Annotated in this window: 17 protein-coding genes and 1 riboswitch; of the genes, 8 read left to right on the plus strand and 9 right to left on the minus strand. The window is 63.0% G+C overall.

Translation table 11 applies throughout. The features are described from left to right. Positions 1–119: 119 nt before the first annotated feature. Positions 120–770 (minus strand): ParA family protein, encoded by a 651-nt coding sequence (locus G520_RS0103345; RefSeq protein WP_028534420.1) that lies wholly within the window; start codon positions 768–770, stop codon positions 120–122. 185 nt (positions 771–955) lie between these two features. On the opposite strand from G520_RS0103345, the gene G520_RS0103350 reads away from it, so the two are divergent. Together G520_RS0103350 and G520_RS0103355 are read left to right on the plus strand one after the other, a co-directional pair. Beyond that, positions 956–1,651: a dienelactone hydrolase family protein gene (locus G520_RS0103350; protein WP_028534421.1), complete on the plus strand. Its 696-nt coding sequence runs from the start codon at positions 956–958 to the stop codon at positions 1,649–1,651. A 94-nt stretch (positions 1,652–1,745) separates the two neighbouring features. Beyond that, a riboswitch (Fluoride riboswitch) is annotated at positions 1,746–1,812 on the plus strand. Positions 1,813–1,893: 81 nt separating this feature from the next. Next, positions 1,894–3,195: a voltage-gated chloride channel family protein gene (locus tag G520_RS0103355; protein WP_028534422.1), complete on the plus strand. Its 1,302-nt coding sequence runs from the start codon at positions 1,894–1,896 to the stop codon at positions 3,193–3,195. A 143-nt stretch (positions 3,196–3,338) separates the two neighbouring features. Here G520_RS0103355 and infA read toward each other — a convergent pair whose 3' ends face one another. Next, positions 3,339–3,605 carry a translation initiation factor IF-1 gene (gene infA, locus G520_RS0103360; RefSeq protein ID WP_028534423.1) on the minus strand — a complete coding sequence of 89 codons (267 nt, stop codon included), beginning with the start codon at positions 3,603–3,605 and terminating at the stop codon, positions 3,339–3,341. Positions 3,606–4,292: 687 nt separating this feature from the next. Beyond that, positions 4,293–5,294: a type I glyceraldehyde-3-phosphate dehydrogenase gene (gap, locus tag G520_RS0103365; protein ID WP_028534424.1), complete on the minus strand. Its 1,002-nt coding sequence runs from the start codon at positions 5,292–5,294 to the stop codon at positions 4,293–4,295. 408 nt (positions 5,295–5,702) lie between these two features. On the opposite strand from gap, the gene G520_RS21370 reads away from it, so the two are divergent. After that, positions 5,703–6,026 (plus strand): hypothetical protein, encoded by a 324-nt coding sequence (locus tag G520_RS21370; RefSeq protein ID WP_211222748.1) that lies wholly within the window; start codon positions 5,703–5,705, stop codon positions 6,024–6,026. 370 nt (positions 6,027–6,396) lie between these two features. Here the strand turns inward: G520_RS21370 and G520_RS0103375 are convergent, their stop codons facing one another. Then, a complete protein-coding gene (locus G520_RS0103375) occupies positions 6,397–8,055 on the minus strand; it encodes an acid phosphatase (RefSeq protein WP_028534425.1) in 1,659 nt (552 codons plus the stop codon). Positions 8,056–8,204: 149 nt separating this feature from the next. Between G520_RS0103375 and G520_RS0103380 the strand changes: the two genes are divergently transcribed. From G520_RS0103380 to G520_RS0103390, 3 genes are all read left to right on the plus strand, one after another. Then, positions 8,205–8,657, plus strand: coding sequence for a putative holin (locus G520_RS0103380; protein WP_051228944.1), 453 nt, complete (start codon positions 8,205–8,207; stop codon positions 8,655–8,657). Next, entirely contained in the window at positions 8,654–8,974 is a 321-nt protein-coding gene (locus G520_RS0103385; RefSeq protein ID WP_028534427.1) for a phage holin family protein, read from the plus strand. The genes G520_RS0103380 and G520_RS0103385 overlap by 4 nt, the downstream gene beginning before the upstream one ends. A 135-nt stretch (positions 8,975–9,109) precedes the next feature. Next, positions 9,110–9,541 carry an NUDIX hydrolase gene (locus tag G520_RS0103390; protein ID WP_036665167.1) on the plus strand — a complete coding sequence of 144 codons (432 nt, stop codon included), beginning with the start codon at positions 9,110–9,112 and terminating at the stop codon, positions 9,539–9,541. A gap of 13 nt (positions 9,542–9,554) precedes the next feature. Here G520_RS0103390 and G520_RS21375 read toward each other — a convergent pair whose 3' ends face one another. Further along, the gene (locus G520_RS21375) at positions 9,555–11,420 is read right to left on the minus strand and encodes a putative bifunctional diguanylate cyclase/phosphodiesterase (protein ID WP_211222749.1); all 1,866 of its coding nucleotides are present in this window, start codon (positions 11,418–11,420) and stop codon (positions 9,555–9,557) included. A 532-nt stretch (positions 11,421–11,952) separates the two neighbouring features. On the opposite strand from G520_RS21375, the gene G520_RS21380 reads away from it, so the two are divergent. Then, positions 11,953–13,200, plus strand: coding sequence for a winged helix-turn-helix domain-containing protein (locus G520_RS21380; protein ID WP_051228950.1), 1,248 nt, complete (start codon positions 11,953–11,955; stop codon positions 13,198–13,200). Between the two features lie 63 nt (positions 13,201–13,263). On the opposite strand, the gene G520_RS0103405 is transcribed toward G520_RS21380, so the two are convergent. After that, on the minus strand, positions 13,264–13,473 hold the full coding sequence (locus G520_RS0103405; protein ID WP_028534429.1) for a YbdD/YjiX family protein: 210 nt from the start codon (positions 13,471–13,473) through the stop codon (positions 13,264–13,266). Continuing rightward, positions 13,466–15,523, minus strand: coding sequence for a carbon starvation CstA family protein (locus tag G520_RS0103410; protein ID WP_028534430.1), 2,058 nt, complete (start codon positions 15,521–15,523; stop codon positions 13,466–13,468). The genes G520_RS0103405 and G520_RS0103410 overlap by 8 nt, the downstream gene beginning before the upstream one ends. A 240-nt stretch (positions 15,524–15,763) precedes the next feature. On the opposite strand from G520_RS0103410, the gene G520_RS0103415 reads away from it, so the two are divergent. Beyond that, a complete protein-coding gene (locus tag G520_RS0103415; protein WP_051228952.1) occupies positions 15,764–17,080 on the plus strand; it encodes a DUF445 domain-containing protein in 1,317 nt (438 codons plus the stop codon). A 13-nt stretch (positions 17,081–17,093) separates the two neighbouring features. Here the strand turns inward: G520_RS0103415 and G520_RS0103420 are convergent, their stop codons facing one another. Beyond that, on the minus strand, positions 17,094–18,722 hold the full coding sequence (locus G520_RS0103420) for a methyl-accepting chemotaxis protein (RefSeq protein ID WP_028534432.1): 1,629 nt from the start codon (positions 18,720–18,722) through the stop codon (positions 17,094–17,096). A 651-nt stretch (positions 18,723–19,373) separates the two neighbouring features. Further along, positions 19,374–20,189, minus strand: a complete 816-nt coding sequence (gene fdhD / locus G520_RS0103425) for a formate dehydrogenase accessory sulfurtransferase FdhD (protein WP_028534433.1) — start codon at positions 20,187–20,189, stop codon at positions 19,374–19,376. Between the last annotated feature and the right edge of the window lie 88 nt (positions 20,190–20,277).

Here is a 20,277-nt window from a genome sequence, read left to right on the forward strand (position 1 = left end):
CCGCGGCGCCTCGATGGGCCCGCACGCACTTACGAATTCACATTACGCCAGCAAATTGGCAACGTCAAGAAATTGTTTTCAGGTAAAGCAAAAACATTTCGCAGCCGACAGGGGTAGGCCTATTTGTCGCACCAGTGCGGCGCTTCTTCGCCCAGCCATTGCAAGATCGGCTGCCAGGCTTCACGGTCGCGCGCAGAGCGTGAGGCAGGCAGATCGAACAGGCCCATGCCCTCGCTGGCGGCCTGCACATAAGCCTGGGTATCGCGCAACCAGCCGAGAACGGGAATGTCGAAGCCGGCCAAAAACGCTTCCAGCTGCCGTGCCGAGCGCGTGCGCGCATCGACGCGCATGCCGATCACCCCGAGAAAAACCCGGTTCTTGCGCACGGTTTTTTCTTCCAGCAACTGCTGAAAAAAAGTCTCGCTAGCCCACATATCGAACGGCGACGGCTGAATCGGAACCAGAACGCGGTCGACGCGTTCGAGCAACGCCGCCAGTTTCTTGCCATGCAGGCCCGCCGCACTGTCGAGCACCACGACATCGGTCCCTTTGGGCGGATGCGCCGGCTCGCCCGGGTTCACTTCCCAGCCTGCGATAGGGGGCAATTCCGGCGGGCGCGCGCCCAGCCAGCCCAGTGACGACTGCTGGCGATCGACGTCTCCCAGCATGACCTTGCGCCCGGTCCCGGCATAGTAGGCAGCCAGATTGGTGGCCAATGTGGATTTGCCGCTCCCCCCCTTGGGATTTGCGACCAGCACCGAAAGAACCATGATTCCTCCCTTGAGCGATAGCCCACTATACCAGAGCCGGGGCTTGCGGCAGCAGCCAAGCCTTGTCGCCGCAGTCAAAAGCAGGGAGGATGGCACGATCTGGCGCACGCGAGCACACCGGTTTGCGGCGCCCGTCCCTTTGTTTCCCGCCGGCCGCCATGCCGGATTTCAATCAGGAGATGACCATGCACGCAAGCTGGATCGACGTCCGCACCCTGGAAGGCGAAACGTTTTCCGCCTATCTGACGCTTCCACCCACGGGATCCGGGCCGGGCATCGTACTGGTGCAGGAAATATGGGGAGTCAACGAACACATCCGCGCGGTGGCGGAACAATACGCACTGTCAGGCTATGTCGTCCTGGCGCCCGATGTCTTCTGGCGGCAGCAGCCGCGCGTCGAGCTGGAGTACGACACGGAAGGTTCGGCACGCGCCTTCGAGCTGATGCAACAGGTCGATACCGCACGCGCGGCCGCCGATGTGGCCAGCGCGATCGCAACCCTGCGCGGCCTGCCCCATGTCGGCGAGAAAGTCGCCACGCTCGGTTTCTGCCTCGGGGGCCAGCTCGCCTTCCGCGCCGGCGCCATCGGCCAGGCCGATGCCATCGTAAGTTACTACGGCGGCGGCATCGCCGGGCATCTGGACCTCGCGGCGCGCATCACGCAGCCCGTTCTCTTCCACCACGCCATGGACGACAGCCATATCTCCCGGCAGGCGGTACACGAAATAGAGGCCGCTTTCGCCGGTCGAAGCAACGCGATATTCCACGACTACGCCGACACAGGCCATGGCTTCAACTGCTGGGGACGGCCAATGTACAAGCAGAGCGCTGCGGCGCTGGCGCAAGGGCGGACGCTTGAGTTCCTGTCCCGCCACTTGTAAGCGCCACCCGATACCCGCGGCATTCGCACGGCAAGCGCATTGCCGCGTACCGCCCCGCTCGATGCGAGACAGGGCGGAGCTATCATGGTAGAGTAGCCCCTCCGGAGATGGCATACCTCCGCTGCCAAACCGCCCGTGGGGCTGATGATGCCTGCATTGATCCCTGACTCTGCGGGAAAGTGCGGCCATGCAGCTCGTCCCGTCGTTTCAGGTCCGCTTTTCCATCAACGACCTGGATACGCATGAACTCTTTTTCAGAACCTTTTTCCACCCTGCCACACCTGCTCAAATGGCTGCTGCTGGGGAGCGCCGTCGCCATCCTGTCCGGCTCCGCCTCCGCCTTGCTGCTGATCTCGCTCGACGAGGCGACCCGGCTGCGCCGGCACTGGCCCTGGTTGTGCGCCTTGCTCCCCTGCGTCGGCTTCGTGGTCGGCTGGATCTACCTGAGGATCGGACAAACGGTAGAGGGCGGCAACAATCTGCTCATCGACGAGATTCACGATCCGAAGAAAGTGATTCCGCTGCGCATGGCCCCGCTGATCCTGGGCGCCACCGTGTTGTCCCACCTCTTCGGCGCCTCGGTCGGACGCGAAGGCACGGCAGTCCAGATGGGCGGCGCACTGGCCGATCAACTCACACAGGCATGCCGCCTCGACGATGACGACCGTCGTATCCTGCTGATGGCCGGCATCAGCGCCGGTTTCGCATCGGTTTTCGGCACCCCGCTCGCGGGAGCGATCTTCGGACTGGAAGTCCTGGCCATCGGCCGGTTGCGTTACGACGCCATCCTGCCCTGCATCACGGCCGCCATCGTGGCCGACCAGGTCGGCCTGCTATGGGGAGCGCAGCATACGGTCTACACCGTCCCTTTCTTCCCCCGGCTCTCGCTCCAGGTCTTTGCCGCGCTCGTGGTGGCCGGTGCCGCATTCGGCCTGACCGGCAAGGCTTTCGCCGAGATGACACATGCCCTGGCCGGGCTGTTGCGCCGTCACATTCGCTACGCGCCGCTGCGCCCCTTCCTTGGCGGCGCCCTTGTGGCGGCAGCGAGCCTGTACTTTGCCGCCGATCGTTATATCGGCCTCGGCATTCCGACCATCAGCGCCGCGTTTCAGCATCCGCTCCCGTGGTACGACTTCCTGGGGAAGTTCGCATTTTCGGTGACGTCGCTGGGCAGTGGCTTCAAGGGCGGCGAGGTCACCCCTTTGTTCTATATAGGCGCCACCCTGGGTAACGCCCTTGCGCCACTGCTGCATCTGCCCATACCCGCGCTGGCCGGGATCGGCTTTGTCGCCGTGTTTGCCGGGGCATCCAACACACCGGTCGCCTCAACGCTGATGGCCATGGAGCTGTTCGGTGCTCAGGCCGGCGTCTACGCCGCCGTCGCATGCGTGATCAGCTATCTTTTTTCGGGACACAGCGGGATCTACCGCTCGCAGCGCGTGGGTCAGGGCAAGCACGACGCGCTGCCGGAAACGTTACGACTGGGAGAGCTGGCGGGCTGGCGCAAGGCACGGCAGAAGCAAGCGGGGGAAAACGGGATCTGAAGAAAAAGCAAGAAAGACGGGTATGCGGGACGAAGAGGGATAGCCGTAACCGGCTCGCACCGTACGGCGGCAAAGCCGAGGCGCGCTGATCCCTCCCTGCATCCGGCCCGCGGTACAACGTGGGCCGGGGCAATGCAATCGGTTCAACCGCGACGACGGGGATTGTTGTTGTGCGAAACCGGCGGACGATTGAGGATGTGACGGAAGGTGATGCGCCCCTTGCTCAGATCGTAGGGCGAGATTTCCAGCGAAACGCGGTCGCCTGCGATGATGCGGATATGGTGCTTGCGCATTTTGCCTGCGCTGTACGCGACCAGCTTGTGGCCGTTATCCAGAGTGACAAGGAATCGGGAATCGGGCAGCACTTCGTCTACAACGCCATCCAGTTCGAGAAGTTCTTCTTTGGCCATGGCCTTACCTCAGGTAATAAATAACCCAGCACATACCGGGCGTGTTCGTAAGTGACGCGATCATATGCCGCGCCCGCGTGTGGCTTGCGATTTCCCCATGCGCGCCACTGACAGCCATCGGCAACAAACGTGGCCTGGGACGCGCCCGGGGAGGAAAACAGGCAGAGCAATCGGCATCGGTCTTGTCCGGCGTGGCCACTCTCCCGACGCCGAGCATGCGCGCGACATCATCCGTCACCGCAACCCGCAATTCCCGAAACCTACGATTTGCCAGGGGCCGGGCCCCAACCGAAATCCGGGGCGATGGTCAAGACGGCAGGATGATGAAGGGAGAAATACCGCGTAGAGCGGGTACTGAACCAGACAACAACAACACGACTTGAAGATCGCTGGGGCAGACTATGCACCGGATCGGCCGCAAACGCAATCATAAACTGTCTTTTCCCATGATGCAACGATGCGCCGTTTTAAAGCAGGGCGGCCCGCACCGCCATCGCAAGCCCCCGAAACGGGGCACAACCCGGAGCCACCCTCCCCGTCCCGGCCAGGCGCGCCCGCGCTCAGGAAACCGGCGCGCAGGGCATGGCAGCGGCTAGCCACAGCCGCGCGGCGTCCGGCGCAAGCAACGACGACGCACCGAAATAAAAAAAGGCAGCCGAAGCCGCCTTTTCGTCACGTGCAAAGCGCTTATTTCTTGGCGACGACGCGAACCATTTCCAGAACTTTGTTGGAATAGCCCATTTCGTTATCGTACCAAGCGATCAGCTTGACAAAGGTACTGTCCAGGGCCAGGCCCGCGGTTGCATCAAACACCGAGGTGCAGACTTCGCCACGGAAGTCGGTGGAGACGACCTTGTCGGTGGTGTAGCCCAGAACACCCTTCATCGGGCCTTCCGACGCAGCCTTGACGGCGGCGCAGATTTGCTCGTAAGTCGCTTCTTTTTCCAGTTCGACGGTCAGGTCGACAACGGACACGTCCGAAGTCGGAACACGGATCGCCATGCCGGTCAGCTTCTTGTTCAGTTCCGGAATCACCTTGCCGACGGCCTTGGCGGCACCAGTGGACGACGGGATGATGTTTTCCAGGATGCCGCGGCCACCGCGCCAGTCTTTGTTGGACGGGCCGTCAACCGTTTTCTGGGTGGCGGTGGCAGCGTGAACGGTGGTCATCAGGCCACGCTTGATGCCGAAGGTATCGTTGATGACCTTGGCCAGCGGAGCGAGACAGTTGGTGGTGCACGAGGCGTTCGAAACGATGTCTTCGCCGGCATAGGTCTGATGGTTCACACCATAGACGAACATCGGAGTGTCATCCTTGGACGGCGCGCTCAGCACCACTTTCTTGGCACCCGCCGTCAGGTGGGGGGTCGCGGTTTCCTTGGTCAGGAACAGACCGGTCGATTCGACGACAACTTCGGCGCCGATTTCGTCCCACTTCAGCTCGGCCGGGTTCTTGACCGCGGACAGACGAATTTTTTTGCCGTTGACGATCAGCGTATTGCCTTCGACAGAAACTTCACCCTTGAAACGGCCATGTACCGAGTCATGCTTCAGCATGTAGGCCAGGTACTCGGGTTCCAGCAAGTCGTTGATGCCCACAATTTCGATTTCGGGGAAATTCTGAACTGCAGCACGGAACACCATGCGGCCGATACGGCCAAAGCCATTGATACCGACTTTAATAGTCATATTGGTGAAACCTCCAGTAAAAATGGGAAAACACACAAGGATGCCGTGGGTTTGACGGCAAAACCTTGTGCTATAGCAAAAAACGGGTTCAGCATTCCATCCCGGGCGCCGGATTGGTGTCCGCCAGGGCGGCAAAACCGCGAACCGCTGCACGCGGGTTCATCGCAGGGCGAGGCACTGCGCACCGCAGCCAGCGCGTGCCTGCAGGCTGGAATCAGGACGGGGGCGCACCCCGCGCGGCTAAAACTCGCGCCGGCACCGTTCTGCGCTATTCTGAATCTGGATGGGAGCGCAGCCGGTACCGTTACCATCTTCGTACGTGATCATATCACCTGTGTGTATTTTTCCCAATCATCGCCCTCTCGCGGCACAGGGGATGCGGCGGCCGACGTCGCCATGGAGAGAACCATGCTGCTGATCAGAGCCTATCGTCCGCCCTCGGCGGACAACCTGCAACGTCTCAAATCGCGGCTCGGCCTGTCCGGCGTCCGAATGGCGCATCTTGCCGGGCTGACGCGCGACAGCCAATGGCGCAAGTACACAGGCGGCAAGGTTGTACGCCACATGAATATGCACATGCTATTCTTTCTCGCCGCCCAGTTGACGCTAAACGCGCAACAACTGGCTGCCATCATCGAAATCATGCGCGAAGCCGGCGCCGGAATCGACCTCGACGCCGATGCGGGCGTCGGCGAAGAGGCCCGCGCACGCCGCAACAGCCATACCCCCTAGACCGAGTATTGCCCCACGCCCGCGCATGCCATCGACCGGCGCCTGTCGCCGCGTTCCGGCCCGGCGAAAGAGTCGAGCGGCAATGCCCTCGCCCCTTCCGGCTCCCCATACCGGCGCACGAACCGATACCCCCCGGAACAACGGTTTCTACAGTGCCGACGGGCGATCATTGCGCATGCATCATCAACGCTCATTGCCACGCCGTCCTCTCCGGAGGCAAGGGGGAGCGCCATGTCGGCACAACAGGCAATCGCCAAGGAAATCGATGCTCATCCGCGATTGAATCCCGCAGGACGGCCGGCAAACGAACACCCCCGTCGCGCACGCACGAGGGGGGTGTTCGTCCAAATCCGCCGCACCGGCGGCAGAATCAGCCCAGGTGCAGCGTTGCGGTCAGATCGCCGGGGCCGGCGGCTCCGCGCGCGGCAAAGGCGGCATCACGCGCAAGCAACCCTTCCAGCTTGGGCAAACCGTGCAGGCGGGTGATGAAACGGATGATGGAGCTGGTGTCGTAATAATTGTGGTCGACAAACCCTTTGCGTGCGAACGGCGACACCACGATGGCAGGAATGCGCGAACCCGGCCCCCAGCGATCGCCCTTCGGCGGAGCCACATGATCCCACCAGCCGCCGTTTTCATCGAAGGTGACGACAACCACCATATCCTTCCACTGCGGACTTTTCTGCAAGTGCGCCAGAACATTGGCGACATGCCGGTCGCCCGACTCAACATCCGAGTAGCCGGCATGCATGTTGAGATTGCCCTGAGGCTTGTAGAAACTCACCGCCGGCAATTTTCCCGCCAGCGCATCGGCAATGAAATGATTGGAGATCGGGCTCTCGCCGGTCCCCGCATCGCGCAAATGCAGAGCGCGCTCGGCGGTGCCGGGAGCGAAACGGCGGAAATAATTGAACGGCTGGTGGTGGTACTGGAAATTAGGCACATCCGGACCGCCGCGATTTTCCTGCGCGGCTTGCCAGGCACCGCCATACCAGGCCCAGCTGACGCCGTGATCGGACAACACGTCGCCTATGGTCGGGAAGGTCTGAGGCGGCAGCGTCGCCGGATCGTCCGGGTTCGCGAAACGGGCGTCTCCGTTCGGAGCAGGGCGGACAAAACTGGGCTGGTACGGCGGAGCCATGGTATTGACGGCGTAACCGTCCGGCGTGATAGCGCCATCGCGCACGAACTTGGGCTTGCCGTCCAGTGCCGAAGCCGGGGAATCGGCAGCCACGGCCAGGCGGGTACCGGTCGGACCGCCCTCGACCACGGCGACCTTGTTGCGCGCAGGGCTGTTGGCCGCGTCCGGGTACACCGGGGGCCTTGCCCCGACCAGGAAGATATGATTGAGGAAAGACCCGCCAAAAGCGCCCATGAAAAAATTGTCGCACAAGGTGTACTGCCGTGCGATCTGCCACAGATTGAGATGACTGGCCGTCTGGCTGTAATACCCCATCACCAAGCCGCCGGAGTCGGCCCAGGCGGCAAAGCCGTCGTTGCGCCCCTCGTTGATCTGCATCTGGTTCTGATAGAACAGATGCCACAAATCGCGCGTGATCACGCCTTCCGACAGCAGGCCGCCCTCCTCGTCTTTCAACGGAAACGGCGCGTTGGGAAGGTCGCGAATCTTGCTCTCGTCGATCAGATAGTACTTACCGCCGACGTATTGCCCTTTCTGCACCAGCCCGCCCCAGATCTTGGGCAGCACCGGCAAGGGACGGCCATCGCGATCGAGTTGACGCGCGCGCTCGGGCGCAACGCGGGACAGCGGCTCGCGCACCCCGGGAAAGTCCCCGAACAGATTGTTGAAGCTGCGGTTTTCCAGATAGATGACGACCACGTTTTTGACGCGTGCGCGCAGGGCGGCATCGCCGGCGGCAGGCAGCACGGCCGCTTCGGCGGGCGCGGAGGCGATGGATGGCAGGGCGCCGGCCAGGCCAATGGCGGCCAGACCTTCGAAGAGGCGGCGACGTTCGGGGTTGCTAGGATTTTCGCTCTCTTGCGGGGCAGACTTTTCTTGATCGCTCATGATGTAGGTTTCGCGCAAAAGTAAAAAGACGCCAACGCCGGAGCGGTGTGGCGGGACGGGACATGATAACGCCGTTTTGATGACAATATAATTGCCATTGGGGCCGGGTCCCGTGCGAACCGCGCCAGCTTGCGTGCATCGATGCCGCAATGCACGCTTATTCGCAGAGCGTGCAACGCTTCGTCGCCGCAGGCTTGCTGCGCCGACAACCCGGGGAGACCGGCATGGCCCATTCCGCCAGTATCGATACTGCCACCCTAGGCGCAGAGTTGACCGCACTGATCAGCAGCATGCAAAGCAGCGTCGCCCTCGGCGCGTTTGCAGGCGCCGTTGCCGTCGTTCTGGCCTCGACCGAATTATCGCTGATACGAAAAAGTCTGTTCTTTCTGATCAGTTTCATTTCCGGCATCCTGTGCGCCCATTTCGGCGCGGACCTGCTCGCCGGCGCGCTCGGGGCGTGGATGCCGGCGGGAAGCCGGGTCGATGCAGGCGTCGGCGCACTCCTGTCCTCAGCCCTCTCCGTCAAGATTCTGCTCTGGTTCATTTGCCGCGACGGGAATCCGCTGTCCTTGCTGTCCCAAACGAAAGGAGATCAAAAATGAGCGGACTCATGCTTGTCAACGCCATCGTCTGCACCCTGTTGGCCATGCGCCTGCTCTTCTTCCGTCGCAAGGGGGCGCGCTGGCGGCCGCGCGCGGCCCTGCTGGCCTATTTCATCATCGTCGCCGCCGCCAGCGTTCCGATAGGCTTGCTTCTGGGAAGCGGCTCCGATACCACCACCTTGCCCCAGCTGGTGCTGAACACCGTATTGTGCGTGGCGGTGTTTGCAGTCGACGGCAATGTGTCGGAGCTGTTTCGCCGCAACGGCGACAAGGAGGGCATCATCGCGCGCACCCTGCGCTGGCACAGCTGGTTCTAGACCGTAAAATAGTCACCGGGCATGCCGTCGCGCAACAACGATTCACATGGGATTTGACCTGCGTCGACCGACATGCCCGCTGCGACGACTATGATTAACAGACGACCCCCCATCCATTTCCGACAAGGCGATCCCATGCGCAGGCGATTATGCGCAAAATTATTGATTCTCGACCCGCAGCAACGGGTCTTGTTATGCCGCGGCCTGGCTGGCGATCCGGCACCGGCACAGGATGCGTTCTGGACACCGCCCGGGGGCGGGCTCGACGAAGGCGAGAGCTTCGAGCAGGCGGCACGACGCGCGTTGCAAAAAAACACCGGCATCGTCTGTCAGCATATGGGAGCGCCGGTGGCAGAACATACCTATTCCCTGCCTCTGGCGGACGGCGACCGTCTGCTGGTCGATGAACGTTATTTCCTGATCCGGGCCGAAGGCGACACCATCGCAGAGAGGGTGATGAGCGCGGAAGAATTCCGCTGGTGGGATAGCCAGTCCTTGAATTCCACGACCGAGCTGATCGTCCCGGAAAATCTAGGCCTGACGCTGGCCGGCCTGATCGCCAACTGAGACAGCTCGCCCTTCAGGCCTGCGCCATCGCGTCGAAGGCCTCGACTTCCAGTGGCGGCGCGATCAGATACCCCTGGAACCCGCGGCACCCGCTCGCACGCAGATAGTCGCGCTGGGCATCGGTCTCCACGCCCGCGGCGAACACATCGATCTGCAGGCTGCGCCCAACCGCCAGAATCGCAGAGATCAGACCGGTTCCATCCGGATGCGCGGTCAGCCCCTCGACCACCGAACGGTGAATCTTGAGCTGATCCAGCGGAAAACGGCCAAGGCTGGACAAGGAACTGGGACCGCTGCCGAAGTCGTCGATCGAAAGCCCGACACCGAGCGACTTGAGTTCGGCCATGCGTTGTTCGGACGCGCCGATATCCGCGAGCAGCGTGCTTTCGCTGACTTCCAGCGTCAAGGCGGCAGGCAGGACGCCGTATTGCGCGAGCGCCTGCTGAACCTGGGCAACGAAATCCGGATGACGAAACTGCCGTTCGCTGATATTGACCGCAAGCGTCATTCCACTATGGTGCCAGGCCTGCAACTGGCGACAGGCGGAGGCAAGCACCGTCTGCCCGATCACCATGATCAATCCGGTTTCCTCGGCCAGCGGGATAAAACGCTCGGGCAGTACCGTATTTCCGTCGCAGCGCCAGCGCAGCAGGGCCTCTGCGCCGATCAGACTCCCGTCCGCCGCCACCTGCGGCTGAAACAACAGCACGAACTGATCGAGGTACAGTGCACGGCGCAGCCCTTGTTCCAGTGCCAACCGCGTCGTCATCTCGTGCTGCACTGCCGGACTGAAAAAACGCACGGCATTGCGCCCGTCGCCCTTGGCCTGATACAGAGCCAGATCGGCCTGCTTGAGTATCGTTTCTTCCGGGGCACCCTGGCCGTGAAAAAGACTGACCCCGATACTGGACGAGTTGTGATGGCTGCAGTTGTCGAGCAAGTAGTGGCCTTCGAGCGTGGCGCGTATTTTTTCCGCCACCTGACGCACATGCGCGGCCGCCGCCAGTTCGTCGCAGCCGAGATTTTCCAGAACCACGACGAATTCATCGCCGCCGAAGCGCGACACGGTGTCTACGCTGCGCACGCACAACCTCAGTCGGGCCGCCACTTTCACCAGAAGTTGGTCGCCGACATCATGGCCACGGGTATCGTTCAGCTGTTTGAACTGGTCGAGATCGAGAAACAGGACGGCGCCGTACTGCCCGCTGCGAGCCGATGCGCCAAGAGCACGCGTCAACCCCTCCATCAATGAATGACGGTTGGGCAACTGCGTAAGGGAGTCATGGTAGGCCATGCGCCGCATACTGTGTTCGGCAGCCACCCGCTCGCTGATATCGACCCCGGAAATGACATGGTGGGCGATCCGGCCCACCGCATCGCGAACGACGGTCATCACCACATAGCAAGGCCGTTCGCCCCCCCCATGCGGAGCAATCCACAATTCTCCCTGCCAACTGCCGTTCAGACTCAGGCAGCGCATGACATCGCGATAAAAAAACCGGCCATGTCGCGGCGAGCACAGCGCGGCAGACGCCTTTCCTTTTATCTTTTCTCCGGAAAAACCCGTTATCAGACTGAAGGCATGGTTCACCATCAGGATGCAACCCTTCGCATCGGTGACCACGATGCCTTCTCTCGATTCGAAAGCGATGGCGGACAGACGCAGCGCCTCGTGCGCGCAGGCCGAGACGCCGGGAAGGCGGCACCAGGCATGCAGGGCACAGAAAACGCACGACAGCAGACTGGCCGCCGCAAGCGGCAGCAAGAACGCCCCGCCGCCGCTCACCAGAGCGGCGGCGGCCATGGCTCCCCCCCCGGCGGCAAGCAGCAGCGCGGCAAGGGTTATGAGGTTCTGACGTGCGCTCAGATTTTTGAACAACAGCGGCACCATGGCTTGTCTCGACGCAGAATCGACATCGCAGGAGTCTCTAAACCGCAATAAATCCCGGAACAATCGGTCGCATCGCATGTGCTTACCGCTGCGCCAAGCCGATCGCCGCATTCTCGTTCCAGCGCGGGGTTCGGCAAGGCAGTAACCCGGATTATTAATTAAGCATTAAGTGTGACATAAACAAAATGCCATTGTCAGCCCCTTCCGCGACCCGACATGCGGGCAGGACACCGCCGCCGCCCGGCCAACCGTCTGGAACATGGGAAACACCGGCAGCGGATCGCGATAATAAGAGCGGAGAAAACCCGGCCACTTGGCATCCGGCACCGCATTCAAAGCGCGTAAAATGCCGATGACATGTCTCGCCGTCTCACATTCCGGCGCCAGAAAACAACTTGACGATATTGTGGGTATTTAACAACATAGCCACACGGCTCCGCGACATCTTCTTACAACACAAGAGCATGTCGATCCGGTACCGATCATCGCGCCCCCCATTTTGCCGCTACAGAAAATCCCGATGCCGCCCACCACCTTGTCTTCCGCCATGGCCCGCCTCATCCACCTCGAGGCGCAGGGTCTGTTGACGGCACCGCGACGCAAGGCACGTCCCGCCGACGTCCTGACCGCCATAAGACGCATGGCGCTGCTTCAGATAGACAGCATCAATGTCGTGGCGCGCAGCCCCTACCTGGTCCTGTTCAGCCGGCTGGGCCCCTACTCCCCCTCCTGGCTCGACGACTGCCTGGCAAAGGGCGACGTGTACGAATACTGGGCGCACGAAGCCTGTTTCATTCCGCGCCAGGACTACGGGCTGCTCCGGCATCGGATGCTCGACCCCGTCGGCATGGGATGGAAAGACCCCAGCCACTGGCTGGACACGCACCACGCAGAGGTCGCGGCCCTGCTCGACCACATCCGGGACAATGGCCCGGTGCGTGCCGCAGATTTCGAACGCAAAGACGGCAAGGGAGGAGGCTGGTGGGACTGGAAACCGGAAAAAAAGCATCTGGAAGCCCTGTTCAGCAGCGGCCGGCTGATGGTCAGCCGACGTCAGCATTTTCAGCGGGTGTATGATCTCGCCGAACGCGTGCGCCCTGACTGGGACGACGCGCACCACCTGCCCGCGCCCGGAGAGGCAAGGAGCCGGATGATAGAAAACAGCTGCCGTGCGCTCGGCATCGTCACGCCGCGCTGGGTGGGCGACTACTACCGCCTGGGGCGCGGCGAATACAAAACCGCTCTACATGCACTGGCCGATGCCGGCACGCTCGTCCCTGTCAGGATGGAAGGCCTGGACGATGACGCATTTGTCCACCACGACCTGCATCACACACTGGAGCGCGCCGTCAGCGGCACGCTGCGCAGCAGCGTCACCCGCATGCTGTCACCGTTCGATCCGGTGGTATGGGACAGGCTGCGCGCACGGGAACTGTTCGACTTCGATTACCGCATCGAATGCTATACGCCAGCTGAAAAACGCCGCTTCGGCTACTTCGTGCTTCCGATCCTGAATCGCGGGCGCCTGGTCGGACGTCTGGATGCCAAGGCGCACCGCGCGCAAGGGGTATTCGAGATCAAGGCGCTCTACCTGGAAACAGGCGTGCGACCCAGCGCGCGCCTGGGCCGGGATATCGGGCGCGCGCTGCACGAGTTGGCGGCCTGGCATGGCACGCCCCGGCTCGCACTGGGCGACCTGCCGGACGGGCTCGCGCCGCACCTGGCCGGCGAAGAACACGATAACGAGCATGCCCTTGCAGAGCGCTAGCACGGCTCCCGGCCGGACACGCCGGAAGCCGCCGCTCGTTTTACGCCCCGCGTGCGGCGCCCGCTAGCACGGACACTTGCCGCTCCCCCCGCGCCCGCCGTAGCGCGCCTCTTGGCAATGACGGAAAAACGCCTCCCGGCTCAGCGGCGGTCTGCCGGAGGCACGTGCCTGGCGCGCGAGGTAGCGCTCATAGTCCTTGACCCCCACCATCAGCCGGGCCGTAACGACAAGCGTACGCCAGTACGCACTCATGCGGCCGGCGAGCTCAACCATTGCCGCCCCCTTGACGATACATGGCGGGCACCTCCCGCGCCGTCGCCCATCTGACGGCCAACGCCTTGCGCACGACGCCGACGGCGCACAGCAGCATGGCGATCACCACCAGCATGAACAGCGCGGTCAGAGTCGCATCGACATGGTCGTTGAATACGATTTGCCGCATCTGCGCGAGGCTCCTGGCCGGTGCGAGAACCTTGCCCTCCTCCGCCGCAGCGCCGAATTTTCCGGCATGTGCGAGAAAGCCTATTCTCGGATTGTCATGAAACAGCTTCTGCCAGCCGGCAACCAGCGTCGCCAGCAGCAGCCAGGCTGTCGGCAATAACGTCACCCACACGTAGCGCTGCTTCTGCATCTTGATCAACACCACGCAGGCCAGCGTCAGGGCAATCCCTGCCAGCATCTGGTTGGCGATGCCGAACAGCGGCCACAGGGTGTTGATCCCCCCAAGCGGGTCGACTACGCCTTGATACAGAAAATAGCCCCAGCCGGCGACGGCCAGCGACGTCGCGAGCACGTTGGCGAGCCAGGAGCGGGTGTCCGCCAGCGGCGCGTGAAAATGGCCGACCAAGTCCTGGATCATGAAGCGCAGCACGCGCGTCCCCGCATCGATGGTGGTCAGAATGAACAAGGCTTCGAACAGGATGGCGAAGTGATACCAGAACGCCATCATCGCCCGGCCGCCGATGACGCCGGATAGAATATGCGCCATCCCTACCGCCAGCGTCGGGGCGCCGCCTGCGCGCGACAGCACCGTGATCTCACCGACATCGCGCGCAACCTGTTCAAGGGCAGCAGGCGTGATCACGAACCCCCAGGCCGAGATCGTCGCGGCAGCATCGGCGGCGGTCTTTCCGATCAGCGCAGCCGGGCTGTTCATGGCAAAGTAGACGCCCGGATCGAGCACCGATGCCGCGATCAGCGCCATGATGGCAACGAAGCTTTCCATCAGCATCGCGCCATAGCCGATGAGCCGGGTATCGGCTTCGTTATCCAGCAGCTTGGGCGTCGTGCCGGATGCCACCAGCGCATGAAAGCCGGACACCGAGCCGCATGCGATAGTGATGAACAGAAAGGGGAACAGTGCTCCGGAGAATACCGGCCCGCTGCCATCGACAAAGCGCGAAATCGCCGGCATGTGCAGATCGGGTGCAACGATGACGATGCCGATGGCGAGTCCGACGATGGTCCCGATCTTGAGAAAAGTCGACAGGTAGTCGCGCGGAGCCAGCAACAGCCAGACCGGCAGCACGGAGGCGATGAAGCCGTAGACGATCAGCGCCCAGGCCAGCGTGGTCCCCTGCAGCGTGAAGACGCCGGCCAGCGCGCTTCTGGCGACGGCGCCGCCCCCCACCACCGCCAATAGCAGCAGCGCCAGACCGATCAGCGACATCTCTCCGATGCGCCCCGGTCGCAAATAGCGCAGGTAAATCCCCATGAACACGGCGATCGGAATCGTCGCCGCAATGGTGAAAGTGCCCCACGGGCTTCCGGCCAGCCCCTTGACCACCACCAGCGCCAGCACGGCGAGCAGGATGATCATGATCATGAGGATGCCGAGGGAGGCGATGATGCCGGCCGCCTCTCCCATCTCGGCCCGTATCATCTCGCCCAGCGACTTGCCGTCGCGCCGTGTCGACATGAACAGGATCATGAAGTCCTGGACCGCCCCGGCCAGTACCACGCCGACGAGGATCCACAGCGTTCCCGGCAGATATCCCATCTGCGCCGCCAGCACCGGACCGACCAGCGGACCGGCCCCGGCGATGGCGGCAAAATGATGGCCGAACACCACCCAGCGGTTGGTCGGCACGTAATCGAGACCGTCGTCATGGCGTTCGGCGGGCGTCAGCCGCCGCGCGTCGACCTCGAGCACGGTATGCGCGATGAAATGGCTGTACAGGCGGTAGGCTATGGCGTAGACGGCCAGCGCCGCCACCAGTAGCCATACCGCGCTGACGTTTTCCCCGCGGCGCAGGGCGACGAAGCCCGCCCCCGCCGCGCCGAGCACGGCAAGCATGCCGCCCCATGTCCTGACACTTCTCATGGTGATCTCCTGGTCTTTTGTCGGGCCCCGGAGGGCTTATGTCATCATTGGCGCCAGCTGCCGACGTTGTCGGTCGCCTGAGCGCACACGATGCTGTTTTCTCTACAATGACATAGGCATGCTTCCGGAACAAGCCACCCCGGCGAGATCGGAAAAGGACGAGCCGGATTTGTCACGACGGGCCAAATCTGGTACCTATGACGACGACGGCCTGCGGGCCATGCAAGAAAAGGCGACAAGGTGACGGGGGTGCAACACGGGACGCCGGCGCAGGCCGGAACAGGCGACGAACGTGCAGCCGAGTTGCGTCGCAGCCGCCGCCTGGCCGGCGGCCTCCTCGTTCTGGTCAGCCTGGGCTTCGCGCTCGCCCAGTCGTTCGGTGCACGCGGCGCCTGGGCCTGGGTCGGCGCGTTCTCGGAAGCCGCCATGGTCGGCGCACTCGCCGACTGGTTCGCCGTCAGCGCCCTGTTCCGGCGTCCGTTCGGATTGCCCATCCCCCACACCGCGATCATCCCGCGCAACAAAAACCGCGTGGCCGACAGTCTGGCCCGCTTTATCCGCGACAAATTTCTCGACACCGATGCCCTGCTGGCCAAGATGAAGCGCTTCGACCCGGCCGATGTTCTCGCCCAGTGGCTGCGCCAACCGGCCAACGCCGTACGGACCGCGGACAGGATCGCCTCGCTGCTGGGCGGAGCCTTGCGCTTCGTCGACGACAAGGAGATCCGCCGCCTGCTGCAGCGCGCCGCCTACACCCGGCTGCAGGCGCTCGACGTCGGGGCCGGCATTGGCCACCTGCTGACGCTAGTCTTGCGTGGCAATGGGCACCAGCGCGTATGCGACGAGGCGGCGCGCACGCTGGCCGGCTGGGTAGAAAAGGAAGAGCCGAGGGATTGGCTGGCGGGATTGCTGGTCAACTACGTCACGCGGGAATATCCGAAGGCGATGGCCGGGCTGTCGCTGATGGGCGTGCATGCCGACGAATACGGGACAAAACTGGCGCGCGGCTTGCTCGAATCGGCCGCGGACTGGTTGCGCGACTTCGCCGCCGACGCGCATCATCCGCGCCGCAAAGCGATCGATACCGCCGCACAGGCGTGGCTGCTACGCCTGCAGCACGACCCGGCTTACCGCGCGCAGGTGGATGAAACAAAGCGCACCCTGCTCGACGACCCCAACGTCACGCGCGCCCTGTTGAGGCTGTGGGACGACATCAAGGACTGGCTCGAGGCCGACCTCGACCGCAGGCACTCCAGAACGCGGCGCCTGCTGGCGCAAGGCGCGGCTACGCTGGGCGAGGCGCTGGTTGCCGACGACGCGCTGCGCGAGGCGCTCAACACCCACCTGCAAGTCGCGGCGCGCGCGCTGGCCGAAGATCTGCGCAGCGGGGTGGCCGACCATATCGCCGGCACGGTCAAGGCCTGGGATGATGCGCTGCTGGTCCACGAGCTGGAACAGAGCGTCGGGCGCGACCTGCAATTCATCCGCGTGAACGGGACGCTGGTCGGCGGGGCCATAGGCGTCCTGCTGTACGGCCTCACCCGCCTGCTGGCCTGACCCCCCCCCGGCCTTAGAAGCCGTACTGCCGGACGGCTTTTTCCATCCGCTCGACCAGACGCGACAGCAGCTGGGAACGGTGAAAACCGGCATCGGCACGGGACAGATTCTGTTCAGTGACCGCCGAAATCTGCTGCATATGATCGGCGATATTCTGCACCGCGCGACTCTGCTCCAATGTCGCCAGCGACATATCGCCGGCCATTCCGACTGTCTGCACCATCTCGCCGTTGATTTCGGTCAGCGACAGGTTCAGGCTGTGCACGAGCTCTCCGCTCGCTTGCACCTGCTCCGCCCCCAGGCGCATGCCTTCGACCACGTCGTTGGTTTCGCTCTGAATCGTCGCAACCATGGCGCCGATCTCTTCGGTCGCACCGCGCGTGCGCTCCGCCAGCTTGCGGACTTCGTCGGCGACGACGGCAAAACCACGGCCTTGTTCGCCCGCGCGCGCGGCTTCGATCGAGGCATTCAAGGCCAGCAGATTGGTCTGATCGGCGATCTCCTGAATCACATGGGTAACGCGGCTGATCTCGCTGGAACGCTGGCTGAGGACTTCGATCTTGCCGACCGACTCATGCACCGTGCCGGCCAGTCCGGTGATCGCCGATTTGGCCTGCAGCGACAATTCGGCGCCGGCCCTCGCCCGCTCGCCGACGGCACTGGCCGATTGTTCGGTCAGCTTGCTGCGCTCGGCGACTTCAGCCAGCGAAACCGTGATTTCTTCCACTGCCGCCGCCGTGGAGGCCGAAGACTGGCTCTGCTCATCGCAACTTTCCCGGATGCCGCTCGCGCCCTTCGCCGCCAGCCCGCTGACGTGGTGCATCTCGCAGGCGACATTGTCCATGCCCTGGATCGTTGCCTGCAAGGATGAAACCAGCAGCCCGCAGCGTCTGGCCAGCTGAGCGACCGGCCCCAGGCCGGGCACCGCTGGCTGCAAACGCAGATCGCCGCTGGAGAGCACACTATCCAGATAATGTGTCGCGAGGCCGAGATTGCGGCGCAGGGGCAGAGCGATAGCAAACAGGAAGTACAGGGCGGAAACCAGCAGCAGAACAGCGATCGTGGCAGGTACGGCTGCCGGCAGGCTCCATACCAGCCCGGCCAGACCGGCGGCGGCGGATGCCAGCGCCAGCGTCGTCAGCACCATGATACTGAAATCGAGCGACAGCATCGTGCGCAACCAGCGTGCGCGCCGCTTCACCGCCTGCCCGTGGCGCACCTCGAGCCCACGGGCGCCGGCATTGATGCGGGCATAGGCCGCCGTGGCCGCCGCGATCTGCTCCCGGCTCGGGCGCGAGCGTACCGACTGATAGCCAACCACGCGCCCCTGCTCCCGTACCGGGGAGATATTGGCGATCACCCAGTAGAAGCCGCCGTCCTTGCGGCGGTTTTTGACGACACCGCGCCACGGCAAACCCTGTTTCAGATCGCGCCACATATCCTCGAACGCGGCCTCCGGAATATCGGGGTGGCGTACGATATTGTGTGACTTTCCGATTATTTCTTCGCGATCGAAACCACTGATGGTCAAAAACACGTCGTTGGCCTCGGTCACCACCCCTTTGAGATCGGTGCGCGAGTAGATGAACTCACCCTCTGGCAAGATCGTTTCGACGTCGGTAATCGGCAGATTCTTTTTCATAGCAACTTCCCCGAGGGCACGGCCCCAATAGTAGAACGGCTAGACCACGCATAAGTAATAATTAAAACAAGAAAATTATTCAATTATTGTATTTATGTATTGTCGTTCACATTTCATGTAAACATCTAATGTAAACATTTATTGTAAATATCTAATTAAAACAGAACACGAACATCGTAGGCAGTGGAGGCATGCATGACCGAGCGGCTCGAGCGACGACCCCGGCAGACATAACGATGGCCGCCAGTGCGCGCGGCCATCGTTATAAAGTGTGACGCAGATATTTGTTCAAATGTTTGACATTCCGCAACTTGCGCCCTTGCTGCGGCAAAATAGGGGAAATTCACTAGCATGAGGTCGTGCGCCGCACACCAGCCACTGACCGTGCGGCGGCGCAAAGAGCCATTCGCGGGGGAGCGCCTCTCCGGATCCGGCGACATGATGCCTGCCTGCGGGGACTAGCGCTCGGCTCGGGCTCGCGTTCGGCCCCATCGGGACGGCCTCCGGCGACGCTGCCGGCGACGCCCTCCCGCACACGAGCGCGGTGCGCGCCCGTTTGATGCTACTGACGACACGCAGCGCGTCGCAGCAAGGCTTTCTGCATGATGCCGCGGCGTAGCCACGCGCCAGGATGCGGCTTCCTGATCCGGTCTAGCTTCCGGCGAAACGGCCGCAGTCGTAGTAAACATTCACCCGACCGGGGCGGACAAAACCGAGCAGGGTGACATCGCATTGACGCGCCATATCCAGCGCCATCGCCGTCGGTGCAGACACGGCAGCCAGTATTTCGAACCCGGCGTGGGCGGCTTTCTGCACCATTTCGAAACTGGCGCGACTCGTCACGAGCAATGCGCCGGTGCCCTGCGGTTCGCGCGCCATGGCGCCAATGAGCTTGTCCAGCGCCACATGCCGCCCCACATCTTCGCGCACCAGCGCCAACTGTCCTCCCACGATCCAGGCCGCCGCGTGCGTGGCTCCGGTCGCAGCGGCCAGCGGCTGCCGCGCCGCCAACTGCGCAAGCGCAGTTTGAAGTTCCGGCGCGCTCAGATGCGCGGTCCGCCCCACCGGTGGCGCAGGACGCGCCACCTGCTCCAGCTGCTCCACGCCGCACAAGCCGCAACCGGTGCGGCCGGCCATCTGCCGCCGCCTTTCCTTGAGTCTGGCAAAACACTCGCCGGCCAGTTCGATATGAACTTCGACCCCGTTAGCCACCGGGCGGACGTCGACATCGTAAAGATCGCTAGCCTGGCGCGCGATGCCTTCGCTCAAGGAAAAGCCGCGAGCGAAGTCATCGAGCTGATGCGGCGTACACATCATGACGACATGCGCGAGTCCGTTATACACCAGGGCGACCGGCACTTCTTCGGCCAGCCAGTCTGCACGCGAAGCCTGCATCTCCCCTTGCCGCCACCCGCCGCGTTCGATGCAACGCGCGAGTCCTGATGCCAGATCATCCGGCTGTGACATACCCCACCCTTTCGCTGACAAGCTGTGTCCGAGCGCATCATTATCGTCGAACATGCTATTCGGCTACCATACCGCGCCATCGACGCAT

It is taken from the genome of Paludibacterium yongneupense DSM 18731, assembly GCF_000422925.1.
GTDB lineage: Bacteria > Pseudomonadota > Gammaproteobacteria > Burkholderiales > Chromobacteriaceae > Paludibacterium > Paludibacterium yongneupense.

Coding starts and splice junctions, on each gene's coding strand:
- G520_RS0103355 (WP_028534422.1), top strand. CDS start 1,894: ATGAACTCTTTTTCAGAACCTTTTTCCACCCTGCCACACCTGCTCAAA.
- G520_RS0103385 (WP_028534427.1), top strand. CDS start 8,654: ATGAGCGGACTCATGCTTGTCAACGCCATCGTCTGCACCCTGTTGGCC.
- G520_RS0103375 (WP_028534425.1), bottom strand. CDS start 8,055: ATGAGCGATCAAGAAAAGTCTGCCCCGCAAGAGAGCGAAAATCCTAGC.
- G520_RS0103380 (WP_051228944.1), top strand. CDS start 8,205: ATGCACGCTTATTCGCAGAGCGTGCAACGCTTCGTCGCCGCAGGCTTG.
- G520_RS0103345 (WP_028534420.1), bottom strand. CDS start 770: ATGGTTCTTTCGGTGCTGGTCGCAAATCCCAAGGGGGGGAGCGGCAAA.
- G520_RS0103420 (WP_028534432.1), bottom strand. CDS start 18,722: ATGAAAAAGAATCTGCCGATTACCGACGTCGAAACGATCTTGCCAGAG.
- G520_RS0103410 (WP_028534430.1), bottom strand. CDS start 15,523: ATGAGAAGTGTCAGGACATGGGGCGGCATGCTTGCCGTGCTCGGCGCG.
- gap (WP_028534424.1), bottom strand. CDS start 5,294: ATGACTATTAAAGTCGGTATCAATGGCTTTGGCCGTATCGGCCGCATG.
- G520_RS0103405 (WP_028534429.1), bottom strand. CDS start 13,473: ATGGTTGAGCTCGCCGGCCGCATGAGTGCGTACTGGCGTACGCTTGTC.
- G520_RS0103350 (WP_028534421.1), top strand. CDS start 956: ATGCACGCAAGCTGGATCGACGTCCGCACCCTGGAAGGCGAAACGTTT.
- G520_RS21380 (WP_051228950.1), top strand. CDS start 11,953: ATGCCGCCCACCACCTTGTCTTCCGCCATGGCCCGCCTCATCCACCTC.
- G520_RS21370 (WP_211222748.1), top strand. CDS start 5,703: ATGCTGCTGATCAGAGCCTATCGTCCGCCCTCGGCGGACAACCTGCAA.
- infA (WP_028534423.1), bottom strand. CDS start 3,605: ATGGCCAAAGAAGAACTTCTCGAACTGGATGGCGTTGTAGACGAAGTG.
- fdhD (WP_028534433.1), bottom strand. CDS start 20,189: ATGTCACAGCCGGATGATCTGGCATCAGGACTCGCGCGTTGCATCGAA.
- G520_RS0103390 (WP_036665167.1), top strand. CDS start 9,110: ATGCGCAGGCGATTATGCGCAAAATTATTGATTCTCGACCCGCAGCAA.